This window comes from Pantoea sp. Z09, assembly GCF_022394795.1.
Taxonomy (GTDB): Bacteria; Pseudomonadota; Gammaproteobacteria; order Enterobacterales; family Enterobacteriaceae; genus Pantoea; species Pantoea latae.
Genome location: NZ_CP092373.1, coordinates 193315 through 206462, shown reverse-complemented (window position 1 = coordinate 206462; position 13148 = coordinate 193315). Strand labels below are relative to the sequence as shown.

The 13148-nt window shown below is 60.5% G+C and carries 12 protein-coding genes; 7 read left to right on the top strand and 5 right to left on the bottom strand.

Annotation, left to right across the window (positions count from 1 at the left end; translation table 11 throughout):
* The first annotated feature begins 2 nt into the window (after positions 1-2).
* Positions 3-1187, top strand: a complete 1185-nt coding sequence (gene uxuA / locus MC269_RS00925) for a mannonate dehydratase (protein WP_239953427.1) — start codon at positions 3-5, stop codon at positions 1185-1187.
* 38 nt (positions 1188-1225) lie between these two features.
* Here the strand turns inward: uxuA and MC269_RS00920 are convergent, their stop codons facing one another.
* On the bottom strand, positions 1226-2173 hold the full coding sequence (locus tag MC269_RS00920; RefSeq protein ID WP_239953425.1) for an ABC transporter substrate-binding protein: 948 nt from the start codon (positions 2171-2173) through the stop codon (positions 1226-1228).
* 9 nt (positions 2174-2182) lie between these two features.
* Positions 2183-2947 (bottom strand): class II aldolase/adducin family protein, encoded by a 765-nt coding sequence (locus tag MC269_RS00915; RefSeq protein WP_239953423.1) that lies wholly within the window; start codon positions 2945-2947, stop codon positions 2183-2185.
* 237 nt (positions 2948-3184) lie between these two features.
* On the opposite strand from MC269_RS00915, the gene MC269_RS00910 reads away from it, so the two are divergent.
* Positions 3185-4789: an EAL domain-containing protein gene (locus tag MC269_RS00910; RefSeq protein ID WP_239953421.1), complete on the top strand. Its 1605-nt coding sequence runs from the start codon at positions 3185-3187 to the stop codon at positions 4787-4789.
* Positions 4767-5723 carry a D-2-hydroxyacid dehydrogenase family protein gene (locus tag MC269_RS00905; protein WP_239953419.1) on the top strand — a complete coding sequence of 319 codons (957 nt, stop codon included), beginning with the start codon at positions 4767-4769 and terminating at the stop codon, positions 5721-5723. Before MC269_RS00910 ends, MC269_RS00905 begins: the two co-directional genes overlap by 23 nt.
* On the opposite strand, the gene MC269_RS00900 is transcribed toward MC269_RS00905, so the two are convergent.
* Positions 5712-5897 (bottom strand): hypothetical protein, encoded by a 186-nt coding sequence (locus MC269_RS00900; protein WP_239953418.1) that lies wholly within the window; start codon positions 5895-5897, stop codon positions 5712-5714. The two genes, MC269_RS00905 and MC269_RS00900, sit on opposite strands and share 12 nt — an antisense overlap.
* 643 nt (positions 5898-6540) lie before the next feature.
* Between MC269_RS00900 and proP the strand changes: the two genes are divergently transcribed.
* From proP to MC269_RS00885, 3 genes are all read left to right on the top strand, one after another.
* Positions 6541-8046 (top strand): glycine betaine/L-proline transporter ProP, encoded by a 1506-nt coding sequence (gene proP, locus MC269_RS00895; protein WP_081136423.1) that lies wholly within the window; start codon positions 6541-6543, stop codon positions 8044-8046.
* A 370-nt stretch (positions 8047-8416) separates the two neighbouring features.
* Positions 8417-9394 (top strand): porphobilinogen synthase, encoded by a 978-nt coding sequence (gene hemB, locus MC269_RS00890; protein ID WP_081136656.1) that lies wholly within the window; start codon positions 8417-8419, stop codon positions 9392-9394.
* A gap of 104 nt (positions 9395-9498) precedes the next feature.
* Complete coding sequence (locus MC269_RS00885; protein ID WP_239953417.1) at positions 9499-10470, top strand: sensor domain-containing diguanylate cyclase; 972 nt, start codon at positions 9499-9501, stop codon at positions 10468-10470.
* Here MC269_RS00885 and MC269_RS00880 read toward each other — a convergent pair.
* Positions 10467-11489, bottom strand: a complete 1023-nt coding sequence (locus MC269_RS00880; RefSeq protein WP_239953416.1) for an alpha/beta fold hydrolase — start codon at positions 11487-11489, stop codon at positions 10467-10469. The two genes, MC269_RS00885 and MC269_RS00880, sit on opposite strands and share 4 nt — an antisense overlap.
* 414 nt (positions 11490-11903) lie before the next feature.
* Between MC269_RS00880 and MC269_RS00875 the strand changes: the two genes are divergently transcribed.
* Complete coding sequence (locus MC269_RS00875) at positions 11904-12395, top strand: helix-turn-helix domain-containing protein (protein ID WP_239953415.1); 492 nt, start codon at positions 11904-11906, stop codon at positions 12393-12395.
* 52 nt (positions 12396-12447) lie between these two features.
* Here MC269_RS00875 and MC269_RS00870 read toward each other — a convergent pair whose 3' ends face one another.
* Positions 12448-13107 carry an epoxyqueuosine reductase QueH gene (locus tag MC269_RS00870; protein ID WP_239953414.1) on the bottom strand — a complete coding sequence of 220 codons (660 nt, stop codon included), beginning with the start codon at positions 13105-13107 and terminating at the stop codon, positions 12448-12450.
* Positions 13108-13148: the final 41 nt, after the last annotated feature.

Here is a 13148-nt window from a genome sequence, read left to right as displayed (position 1 = left end):
AAATGGAACATACATGGCGCTGGTATGGCCCCAACGATCCGGTTTCGTTAGACGATGCGCGCCAGGCGGGCGCCACCGGCATCGTGACCGCGTTGCACCATATTCCCAACGGCGAGGTGTGGCCGGTGGAAGAGATTAAGGCGCGTCAGGCGCTGCTGGCGGAAAAAGATCTGGTCTGGTCGGTGGTGGAGAGCATTCCGGTGCATGAGGCGATCAAGACGCAGCGCGGCGACTATCAGCGCTATATCGCCAGTTATCAGCAGTCGATTCGCAATCTGGCGGCCTGCGGCGTAGAGACCGTGTGCTACAACTTTATGCCGGTGCTCGACTGGACGCGCACCGATCTCGCCTGGACGCTGCCGGACGGCGCCAAAGCGCTGCGCTTCGACGCCGACGCTTTTGCCGCCTTCGAACTGCATATTTTGCAGCGTCCCGGCGCGCAGCACGATTATTCCGCGGCGGAGCAAGAGGCGGCCGCGCGCTGCTTTGCCGCGATGAGCGACGATGATAAGGCGCTGTTAACGCGCAATATTATTGCCGGCCTGCCGGGCGCAGAAGAGGGTTACACGCTGGATCAGTTCCGCGCCCAGCTGGCGCAGTATGACGGCATCGACAAAGCGACGCTGCGCGAACATATGGCGACCTTTCTGCGCGCCATCGTACCGGTTGCCGAAGAGGTCGGCATTAAGCTGGCGGTGCACCCGGACGATCCGCCGCGCCCGATCCTCGGCCTGCCGCGCATTATCTCCACCGAAGAGGATATGCAGTGGCTGAAAGAGACGGTGGATAGCCTGCACAATGGCTTCTGTTTCTGCACCGGATCCTACGGCGTGCGCGCCGACAATAACCTGACGCAGATGGCGGCGCGCTTCGCGGACCGCATCAACTTTATTCACCTGCGCGCCACGCAGCGCGAAGCCAACCCCAACAGCTTCCATGAGGCGGCGCATCTGGCGGGCGATGTCGATATGGTCGGCGTAATCCGGGTGATTCTGGCGGAGGAGCAGCGCCGGCGGCGCGCGGGCGAGAAAGCGGCGATCCCGATGCGTCCCGATCACGGCCACCAGATGCTCGACGACCTGCACAAGCGCACCAACCCAGGCTATTCGGCGATTGGCCGTTTGAAAGGGCTGGCGGAGCTGCGCGGCGTCGAGCTGGCGCTGCGCCAGACGCTGTTCAGCGATTAACGCGGCAAAATCGGGCACAGGCTAAACGCTGTGCCCGGCTACTGCGGAAACAGGCTCTGGTCGGTAATCGCCGCCACATCCACCTTATTCGGCAGAATTTTTAGCTCGCTGAAGAGATCCGACACCTTCTGCACCTTTGCGATATCCTCAGCCGTCACGGCGCGGATGCCGTGCGAAATGCGCGCGGTAATCTTCTGCGCATCGGCGGGCGGCAGACGCGTCAGCTGCGCATACACCTGGTTATATTCCGCCTGATGAGTCAGCGCCCAGGCGCGCGCTTGCGCCAGCCGCTGGGCGAAATCGGCGATCGCCGCGCGCTTGCCGGGATCGGCCAGCGACTGCTGGGTCGCGGTGACGAACGACAGCGCGGTGGTTAAGCCTTTGCCGTCGCGCAGCAGCCGCGCGCCGTGCTGTTCGGCGATGCCGAGATAGGGGTCGAAGGTCGCCCAGGCGCCAATCTGCCCCGAGTTAAAGGCGGCGCTGGCGTCGGTCGGCAGCACAAAGCGCACCGGCACACTGTCGCGCGGCACCTTCGCCTCCTCCAGCGCCTCATAGAGCAGATGCTGCGAGATGCTGCCACGCGCCGACGATACCACCACCTCTTTACCCGCCAGATCCTTCACGCTGTGCACCGGCGAATCCGCCGGCACCACCAGCCCGTTGGATCCGGCGTCGCCGACGTTGGTGGCGATGATTTTCAGCGGCACGCCGCCGGAGGCCGCCATCAGCACCGGCAGATCGCCCGCGTAAGAGGTATCGACCGCGCCGGCGCGCTGCGCTTCAAACAGCGGCGCGGCGCCCTGAAAATTGGCCCAGCGATAGTGATAAGGCGCATCCTTCAGCACGCCGGACGCCTCCACCAGCGAGCGCAGGTTGCGCGCCTGGTCGCCCAGCACCAGCGTGACCTCGCTGAGATCGGGCGCGGCCTGCGCCATCGCGCTGGCGCTCAGCAGCAGCGCCGCGGCAAAAACCTTAAGCTTCTTCATCCCGCCTCCTTACAGCGCGTTGCGGTTGAGCTGACGAATATAGGCGTCCCAGTGCAGCTGATACTTCCTGGTGCGGATGCTGTTGTCGAACGCCTGCGCCGCCTTCTCCGCCACCGCGTCCGGCAGAATAATCAGCTCGGCGCCGCCCGACTGCGCGGCCAGCTGCGCCTGACAGGCGCGCTCAAGGTAGTAAAGGTTATAAAACGCCTCTTCAATGCTGCCGCCCGCGGTCAGCAGGCCGTGATTGCGCAGGATCAGCGCGTTAAGCGCGCCGAGATCGGCCACGATGCGCTGCTGTTCGTCGAGATCGAGCGCGATGCCCTCATAGTCGTGATAGGCGAGGCGGTTATGAAAGCGCGTGCTGTGCTGTGAGGTCATCAGCAGCCCCTTTTTTTGCGCCGACACGCCGATGCCCGCCGCCGTGTGGGTATGCATCACCGCGTGCGCGTCCGGCCGGGCGCGGTGAATGGCGCTGTGGATGACGAAGCCCGCCGGGTTGATCCCCAGCCCGGTGGGATCGTCAATGATATTGCCGTCGATATCAATTTTGACCAGGGTTTCCGGCTGGATCTCGTCGAAGGTCTGGCCGTAGGCGTTAATCAGGAAGTGCGGTGCATCGCCCGGCACGCGCAGCGAAAAGTGGGTGTAGATATGATCGGTCCAGCGCAGCTTCGCCGCCAGATGGTAGGCCTGCGCCAGCCTGACGCGCGCCTGCCACTCCGCGTCGGAGATGCGCTGCTGCAGGGAGGAGGATGCCAGGGTTGCGGTACTCATATACGCCTCTTTTTTATGCTATTCAGTGTGGCGTCACTGTTACACAGCGTTTTCGCCGCAGGGAAATGCCAAAAGCGGAAAAACAAAGTCAATAATTGCAAAGCGCGGTCGATACTTGATCTGCATCACCTGCTTGCCTCAGCAAAACGCTACCCTGCACGGCCTGAGGGCGTGCTATGCTGCGCTGACTGAATTTGCACCTCCTCACAGACGCATTCACATTCAGAGGAATTCGCGGTGCCGCCGTTAAAACGAAAACGCGACTACGCCAGAATAATCATTATTTTGTCCGGGGTGCTGCCCCTGCTGCTCGGCATCCTGTTTACCGCCATTGACGCGCGCCACACCGTCGAGCAACAGCAAGTCAGCGCCGCGAATACGCTGCTTTCGCAGGCGGAAAAAATGAGCGACAGCGCCTGGGATATGATCACCTGGCTGCGCCGCTTTCACTATCGGCCCTGCAGCCAGTTTGAAGATGAGCTGCAGCGCGCGGGCAACCTCAACGCCTATTTTCGCGCTATCGGCAAGCTGGAAGGGGAGAAAGTCACCTGCTCCTCGGCCTACGGCACCAATCCCGGCACCTTAACCGACATGATGCGGCGCGCGCCGCCGATAACCGGCAAAGCCTGGTGGAGTCTGTCGCTGGCGGGCACGGCCGGCGTGCCGGATCGTCCCGCGGTGATTTTCGTGCGGCAGCTGGCGGATGACGAGGGGTTCTGGGCCATTATCGACGGCCAGTATCTGATGGACTTTATGAGCGCCATCGGCGAGTCGCGCGGCTACCGGCTTAGCATGCGTTTCGATAACGGCGCGCCGATTACCGTGGGAGAGGCGCCCCCGCCCCGCTCCAGCCTGTTTAGCGCCCAGATTTATCAGGCGCAGTCGAGCCGCTATCCCATCAGCGTCACCATCGAAACGCCCGGCGCAGAGCTGATGCGCGCCTGGCGGCAGGTAACCTTTATTTTCCTGCCGATGACGGCAATTCTCTCTATTCTGCTGATGGTGCTGACGGCCAACTGGCTGCAGCGCCGCATCTCCTGGCGCGACGAGATCCGCCGCGCTATTCATGCGCGCCAGTTCTCGGTGCACTACCAGCCGGTTTACAACAACCGCACCCAGAGCTGCACCGGCGCGGAAGCGCTGCTGCGCTGGACGCTGCCGAGCGGCGACAGCATCCGGCCCGATATCTTTATCAGCGCCGCCGAGGCGGAAGGGATGATTGTGCCGCTGACGCGCCATCTGCTCGACCTGATCGCCGAGGATGTGCAGCAGTGGCAGGTGGAGCCGGGCTTTCATATCGGCATTAACGTCGCCGCCGATCATCTGCAGCACCCGGCCTTTGTCGACGATATGCTGAAGTTTGCCGACAAAATCAAACAGACTCCGCTGCTGATCACCCTGGAGCTGACCGAGCGCAGCCTGATCAAAGATGGCGAGGATGTGGCGCGAAAACTCGATCGCCTGCGCGCCGACGGGATGAAGGTGGCGATCGACGATTTTGGCACCGGCCACTGCTCGCTCAGCTACCTGCAAACCTTTGCGCTCGACTACCTGAAAATCGATCGCGGCTTTATCAACGCCATTGAGTCGCTGTCGGGCGAAACCCCGGTGCTGGACGCGATTATCAACCTCAGCCATAAGCTGCAGCTGGAGGTACTGGGCGAAGGGGTAGAGACCGCGCTGCAGTATTGCTATCTGCGCCAGCGCGGCGTCACCTTTATTCAGGGCTACTATTATGCTCATCCCATGGATAACGACGCGCTGATCGCCTGGCTCGCAGAGCATGAACAACAGCCGATGCGTATAGAGGATTCTGACGATGCTCAACTGCACCCTTCTTGACGACTACCAAAACGTGGCGCTGTCGCTGGCGGACTGGGCGTCGCTGTACCCCGCCGTTCAGACCCGCGCGCTGCAGCAGCATATCGCCGACGATCGGGCGCTAATCGCCGCACTGGCCGACAGCGACATTGTGGTCATCATGCGCGAACGCACGCCGCTGACCGCCGCGCGCCTGGCGCAGCTGCCGCGCCTGAAGCTGATCGTCACCTCCGGCATGCGCAACGCCGCCATCGATCTGGACGCCTGCCGCGCGCGCGGCATTGCGGTGTGCGGCACCAGCAGCAGCAGCGCGCCGCCGCTCGAGCTGACCTGGGGTCTGCTGCTGGCGCTGGCGCGTCACATCGTGGCGGAGAATCAGGCGCTGCGCGGCAACGGGCCGTGGCAGCAGCATCTTGGCGTCGGGCTGGCGGGCAAAACCCTCGGGCTGATCGGGCTGGGCAAGATTGGCGGCGCAATGGCCCAGGTGGCGCAGGCGTTCGGCATGCAGGTCTGCGCCTGGAGCCAGAACCTGACCGCCGCGCGCGCGGCGGAGTGCGGCGCGCAGCTGATGCCGTCGCTCCCGGCGCTGCTGGCGACGAGCGACATCGTCTCGCTGCATCTGGTGTTAAGCGCGCGCACGCGCCACCTGCTGGACGCCGCCGCGCTGGGGCAGATGAAGCCTGGCGCACTGCTGATCAATACCGCGCGCGCGGGCCTGGTGGATCAGCAGGCGATGATCGCCGCGCTGCGTTCCGGCCAGCTGGCGGGCGCCGCGCTGGACGTTTTTGATACCGAGCCGCTGCCGGCCGATCATCCGCTGCGGCAGCTGCCGAACGTGCTGGCGACGCCGCATCTGGGCTATGTCGCCGACGACAACTACCGGCGCTACTTTAGCGAGGCGGTCGAGGATATCGCCGCCTGGCTGCAGCATCAGCCGCTGCGCTCACTGCTTTAGCCGCCCGGCGCGCTGCTTACGCACCACGCGCAGCGCCACCTCAACGCTCTCATCCTGACAGCCCGCCTGCGGCAGCGCGACCTTCGTCGCCCGAAGGCGCTGGTTGATACGCGCCAGCGTCGGCAACAGCTGTTGATATGCCTCTTCTGGCGGCGCGTCCACCTGTGGCAACAATGGCTCTACTGCCATGCAATCGTTTGCGCGGCTGGGGCGAGTTTCAGGCCGTCGGTGCAGCGAGCGTGGCTCAGGCCAGACGCTGCGCGACCTCTCTGGCGCAGGATAGAGCGGGTTAAACGAGGCGTAACGAGCGAGTTTTTTTTCCGTGCTGTCGATGGCCGACAGCCAGGGATTATCGAAGGGAGCGGTCTCTTTCCTTACCATTGATCCTCCGTTGAGCGTAAGGCGCAAAGTATTACCGAATCGCGCCGCAGCGGCAAGGCTAGCCGCCGCGCCGCGCGCCCTTTGCCGCTGCGCTTTCTCCTCACGCCCCGTCGGGCCGCCGCCAGGCAAAATGCGCCCGGCCACATTTTAAGAAAAAACCGCCTGTGCCTCGATTTTTATCACCTCTTTTTCAGGCGCAGGCCGATGCGCTATCCTCGGTAAAAAAGCGCATGTTTAGACCAAACATGACAAATATCAAAGAAAAACGGTATACTCTGCCACCTGACGCAATAATTTCAACACTAATTATTGCGCCATGTAGCCAGTGGAAAATTCTGCTAAACGGCTATGCTTTAATTTTCTCAATGCCGCGAACTGTTTCGTTCAATCGGTTCGCGACCTTGAGGAATTTCATGTGCTATTACAGGGTAACTCTATGAAACTACGTAGGAAGCGTGTCAAACCTATTGGGCTGGATGACGTCACTATTATTGATGATGCCCGTTTGCGGAAAGCCATTACCGCCGCGTCGCTGGGAAACGCGATGGAATGGTTTGATTTCGGTGTGTACGGCTTCGTCGCCTATGCGTTAGGTAAGGTGTTTTTCCCGGACGCCTCGCCGGGCGTACAGATGATCGCCGCGCTCGGAACCTTCTCCGTTCCCTTTCTGATCCGACCGCTGGGCGGCCTGTTCTTCGGCATGCTGGGCGATAAGTATGGTCGCCAGAAAATTTTGTCGATCACCATCGTGATTATGTCGATCAGCACCTTCTGTATCGGCCTGATCCCCTCCTACGCCTCGATTGGCATCTGGGCGCCGGTTCTGCTGCTGATCGCCAAGATGGCGCAGGGCTTCTCGGTGGGCGGTGAATACACCGGCGCCTCGATCTTCGTCGCTGAATATTCGCCCGACCGCAAGCGCGGCTTTATGGGCAGCTGGCTCGACTTCGGCTCTATTGCCGGCTTCGTGCTCGGCGCGGGCATCGTGGTGCTGATCTCCGCCATTATCGGCGAAGCGAAATTTATGGAATGGGGCTGGCGTCTGCCGTTCTTCCTCGCGCTGCCGCTCGGCATTATCGGCCTCTACCTGCGCCACGCGCTGGAAGAGACGCCGGCCTTCCAGCAGCACGTCGAAAAGCTGGAGCAAGGCGACCGCGAAGGGCTGCGCGACGGCCCGAAAGTCTCGTTCAAAGAGATTGCCAGCAAACACTGGAAAAGCCTGCTGGCCTGTATCGGTCTGGTGATCGCCACCAACGTGACCTACTACATGCTGCTGACCTACATGCCGAGCTATCTGTCGCATAACCTGCACTACTCGGAAGATCACGGCGTGTTGATCATCATCGCCATTATGCTCGGCATGCTGTTTGTGCAGCCGGTGATGGGGATGCTCAGCGACCGCTTCGGCCGTCGTCCGTTTGTGATTATCGGCAGTATCGCGCTGCTGATCTTCGCTATCCCCGCCTTTATGCTGATCAACAGCGGCGTGCTGGGGCTGATTTTCGCCGGTCTGCTGCTGATGGCGGTGATCCTCAACGCCTTTACCGGCGTGATGGCGTCGTCGCTGCCGGCAATGTTCCCGACCCATATCCGCTACAGCGCGCTGGCGAGCGCCTTTAACATCTCGGTGCTGATTGCCGGTCTGACCCCGACGCTGGCGGCATGGCTGGTGGAAACCACCAACAATCTCTATATGCCGGCCTACTACCTGATGGTGGTGGCGGTGATTGGTCTGATCACCGGCATCTATATGAAAGAGACGGCGAATAAACCGCTGCGTGGCGCCACGCCAGCCGCTTCCGACCTTGAAGAGGCGCGTGAAATCCTGCAGGAGCATCACGACAATATCGAGCAGAAAATCGAAGATATCGACGAAGAGATCGCCCGCCTGGAGGCGAAGCGTAAGAATCTGGTGCAGCAGCACCCCGATATTAACGAGTAAGCGCGTTAAGGCCCGCCGTATGGCGTAATGCTTGTCGGTTAAGGTCATGTTCAGGTAAGGCCGCTATTTTCTCTAAATGGCGGCCTTTTTTTATATGCGTGTGAGCATGCTGGTGCGGGCCACCGCACCTCCTCTGCTGCCGGGCCGCGGCCCTTTCCAGCAACGCACACGGAAGCTGGCCAGCAGGCTGGGGCCGCTCAGGGGCGCGAGGACCGCCAGCCCCTGAGCGGCACCGGCCTGCGTTATCACCCCGTGCTTAACTGACAAGCATTACGCAGGCGGGCTTTTCTTCCCGCCGCACACAATCTTCATTCTCACGCGCGAAAAGGAGTAAACTATCGCTACTTTTTTCACCTGCGTAAGAATGAATATGTCTGACTTTTCTCTGATCCAGCGCCCAAGAAGGCTGCGTGCCAGCCCCGCGATGCGCGAACTCTTCCAGGAAACCTCCCTCAGCCTGAACGATCTGGCGCTGCCGATTTTCGTTGAGGAAGGCGTTGACGATTACAAAGCGATTGAAGCGATGCCGGGCGTGATGCGCATTCCGGAAAAGCGTCTCGCCTATGAAATTGAGCGTATCGCTAAAGCGGGCATTCGCTCGGTCATGACCTTCGGCATCTCGCACCACACCGACGCCACCGGCAGCGATGCCTGGAATGAAAACGGCCTGGTGGCGCGCATGTCGCGCATCTGCAAAGAGACCGTGCCGGAAATGATCGTTATGTCCGACACCTGCTTCTGCGAATACACCAGCCACGGCCACTGCGGCGTGCTGTGCGATCACGGCGTCGACAACGACGCGACCCTGATCAACCTCGGCAAACAGGCGGTGGTGGCGGCAGCGGCGGGCGCGGACTTTATCGCGCCGTCGGCGGCGATGGATGGCCAGGTTAAGGCGATCCGTCAGGCGCTGGACGCGGCGGGCTTCACCCAGACCGCCATTATGTCCTACTCCACCAAGTTCGCCTCGTCGTTCTACGGCCCCTTCCGCGAAGCGGCGGGCACCGCGCTGAAAGGCGATCGCAAAACCTATCAGATGAACCCGATGAACCGCCGCGAAGCGATTCGCGAGTCGCTGATCGACGCGGCCGAAGGTGCGGATTCGCTAATGGTGAAACCGGCGGGCGCCTACCTCGACGTGCTGCGCGAAATCCGCGACCGCACCGAGCTGCCGCTGGCGGCGTACCAGGTCAGCGGCGAATACGCGATGATCAAATTCGCCGCGCAGGCGGGCGCCATTGACGAACGTAACGTGGTGCTGGAAAGCCTGGGCGCCATCAAGCGCGCCGGCGCCGATCTGATTTTTAGCTATTTCGCCCTTGATCTCGCCGAACAGAAAGTGCTCTGATCGTCTCCCCCATCCTGCCTTCGCAACGACGGCAGGATGCCTTTTATTTCTTGCGGCCGTACCCGCTTCGCTTCACCTGTTTAACCCACAACAAGAGTACCGCGATGAGAGCACCTCCACATCCGGCTAACGAGGCGCAACGCCTTGGCCAGCTGCACGACATGAAGATCCTCAATACGCCGCCGGAAGAGCGCTTTGACCGCCTGACCCGGCTGGCGCGCCGCCTGTTCAACACCCCCATTGCGCTGGTCAGCCTGGTCGAAGCCAGCCAGCAGTGGTTCAAATCCGTTTCCGGCCCCTTTGAGGCGCAGAGTACGCCGCGCGACATCTCCTTTTGCGGCCATGCCATCCTGCAGGACGACGTGATGGTGGTGGAAAACACGCTGCGCGACGACCGGTTTCACAATAACCCGCTGGTGACCGGCGAACCCCATATTCGCTTCTACGCCGGCTGCCCGCTGCGCGGGCCAGGCGGCGTCAACGTCGGTACGCTCTGCATTCTCGGCAGCGAGCCGCGCGATTTCAGCGCCGACGACCGCGCCACGCTGCGCGATCTGGCGGCGATGGCCGAAGCGGAGCTGGCGGCGTTTCAGAGCGCGACCTGCGACGAGCTGACGCAAATCACCAACCGCCGCGGCTTTATGACCCTGGGCCAGCTGGTGCTGAACGACTGCCTGCTAAAGCAGCGTCCAGCCTGCCTGACCTTTCTCGATCTCGATAAATTTAAGCAGATCAACGACATCCTCGGCCATCGCGAAGGCGACCGCGCACTGATGGACTTTGCCGACGCGATGAAAGTCTGCTTTCGCCATCACGATCTCTTTGCTCGGCTGGGCGGAGATGAATTCGTGGTGCTGTTCAACGGCCTGCGCCAGCCGGAAGCGGACGCGCTGCTGGCGGACTTTGAACGTCATTTGCAGCAGCAGAGCCGCAGCCTCAACCGCCGCTACGCGCTGCGCTTCTCCTCCGGCGTGGTCGAATTCGACGCCGCCCATTCGAGGAGTCTGGAGCAGATGCTGGAAGAGAGCGACGCACGCATGTACGCCGCCAAAAAGCGCAGGAACGCGCTGGCTTAGCGCTGCGCGAGCGCCGCAATCAGCGCCTGGTTGAATTTCGCCGGCGCCTCCATTTGCGGCGCATGGCCCATGCCGGGGAATTCAATCAGCCGCGCGCCGGGAATACGCCGCGCCGCCTCTTTGCCCAGCACATCGTAGTGACCCAGCGTCGCCTTCACTTCAGGCGAGGCGATATCGCTGCCGATGGCGGTGGTGTCCGCCGTGCCGATCATCAAGGTGGTCGGCACCTTTAGCTCGCCGAACTCGTAAAACACCGGCTGGGTGAAGATCATGTCGTAGATCAGCGCCGAGTTCCACGCCACCCTCTTATGCCCCGGACCGGCGTTGAGGCCCGCCAGCATATCGACCCATTTGTCATACTCCGGCTTCCACTGGCCGCTGTAATAGGTGTGCTGCTCATACTTTTTGATGCCCGCCGCGTCCAGTTTCAGCTCGCGCTGATACCACTGATCGACGCTACGCCAGGGCGCGCCTTTGGCTTTCCAGTCCTCCAGCCCGATGGGGTTCACCAGCACCAGCTGCTGCGTCTCGCCCGGATACATCAGCGCATAGCGCGTGGCGAGCATGCCGCCGGTGGAGTGGCCGACGATCACCGCTTTCTGCACGCCGAGATGCGCCAGCAGCTGATGAGTGTTGTCCGCCAGCTGCTGGAAGCTGTACTGGTAGTTTGCCGGCTTGCTGGCGCTGCAAAAGCCGATCTGGTCCGGTGCAACCACGCGGTAGCCCGCCTGGCTCAGCGCGCGAATGCTCTCTTCCCAGGTGGCGCCGCAAAAGTTTTTGCCGTGCAGTAGCACCACGGTCTGACCGTTGGCGTTGCGGGCCGGCCTGACATCCATATATCCCATGCTGAGCGGCTGCTGCTGCGAGGTAAAACTGAAGCGCTGTAGCGGAAAGGGATACTGAAACCCTTCCAGCTGTTCGCCATAGGTGCTGGCGGCCAAGGCGGGCGTGGCGCTCAGCAGGGTTATCGAGGCGAGTAAAGCGGCAAGCGGTTTTTTCAGGCCAGAGGTCGGGCGCATGCAGTGATCTCCATATTGAACAAAAGTGCGGCAGTGTGACACGCGCGGCAGTCAGTCGTATTGTTGCGCTGTGTCATGTTGATGATTTTCCTTCAGCAAGCGTAGAGGGTTCGTGTCATTTTTCCTCTTATCCGGCTGTGGGGCAGAAAGCCGCGCCGGTCAATTTCCCCTCTGAACCTTGCAAAAACTCTAAATATTCCCGTCTGAGCGTGGCAAGCCATTAACCTTTATTTAGGGCTTTTATTTAATTTTCACAACTTAAAAACAACACACCTCTTTTTTTGGTAAAAAAACCCTATTTCGCTCCTCTTGCAAAAAAATAAACATGCATTTTCTGATATTTCTTTACTGAAGCCGCGTATAGCGAAAGATTAACTTCTCTACACTATGCGCAACTGTTTGATGAGGTGGGTCATGGGTCAGAAAAAATATAACGAAGAAGTGATTGATAGCATTACCGAGTGGATCAATAGCCATCTCGACCAGCGTTTGAGCATCGATGATATCGCTGAAAAATCGGGTTATTCAAAATGGTATTTACAGAAGCTTTTTGCGCGCTGCCGTAACGAAACCCTGGCGCGCTATATCCGTAAACGCAAGCTGGCCGCCTGCGTTCACGCCCTGAAAAGCAGTTCGACGCCGATTATTACGCTGGCGGTGAAATACCATTTTGAAAGCCAGCAATCTTTTACGCGATCCTTTAAGCAGGTGATGGGCTGTACGCCGTACGTCTGTCGTAAGCGACAGCTGGATCCGCATATCCAGGCACAGCTGGAAGGCAATATTAATCCCTGCGAACTCTGTCGTCAGGCGCAGCCCGTCGCCCGCGATAACAAACGTTTTACGGCGGCGCGTCTGGATATTCGCCATCTCGACGCCGCTGAGGCCTGTAATGAGCTGCGCTGATTTTTTCTTTTGCCGTCAATAATAAAGGGCGATTGCTTCGCCCTTTATTTCGCTACTCTTCATCCGGCGTATAATACTGCACGCCGATTTTAATTCGTTCGCGCCCGCTGGCCACGCGATGACGATTGCTGTCGCGCAGCGAATAAACGCAGCCGCAATATTCCTGCTGATAAAAGCGCTCGCGCTTGCTGATTTCAATCATGCGCGCTGAACCGCCGCCCTTACGCCAGTTAAATTCCCAGTAGAGCATATCGGGATAGCGCGCGGCGGCACGCACGCCGCAGTCGTTGATTTGCTGCATGTTTTTCCAGCGCGAGATGCCGAGCGAGCTGGTGATCACCGGAAAGCCGTGCTCATGGGCGTAGAGCGCGGTGCGCTCGAAACGCATATCGAAGCACATGGTGCAGCGTTCGCCGCGCTCTGGCTCCCACTCCATCCCTTTTGCGCGCGCAAACCAGTTGTCGCGATCGTAGTCCGCATCAACGAACGGCACGCCGAACTGCTCGGCAAAGCGGATATTCTCCTCTTTGCGCAGCTCATACTCTTTCAGCGGATGGATATTGGGATTGTAGAAGAAGATGGTGTAGTCGATGCCGGAGGCCAGCATCGCCTCCATCACTTCGCCGGAACAGGGCGCGCAGCAGGAGTGCAACAGCACTTTATTGTGACCGCCTGGCAGCGGCAGCGGCTTACGCTGAACGGGTTGAGACATAATTACTCCTTGTCAGACTCTGCCGCGAGTGTAGTGTTTCG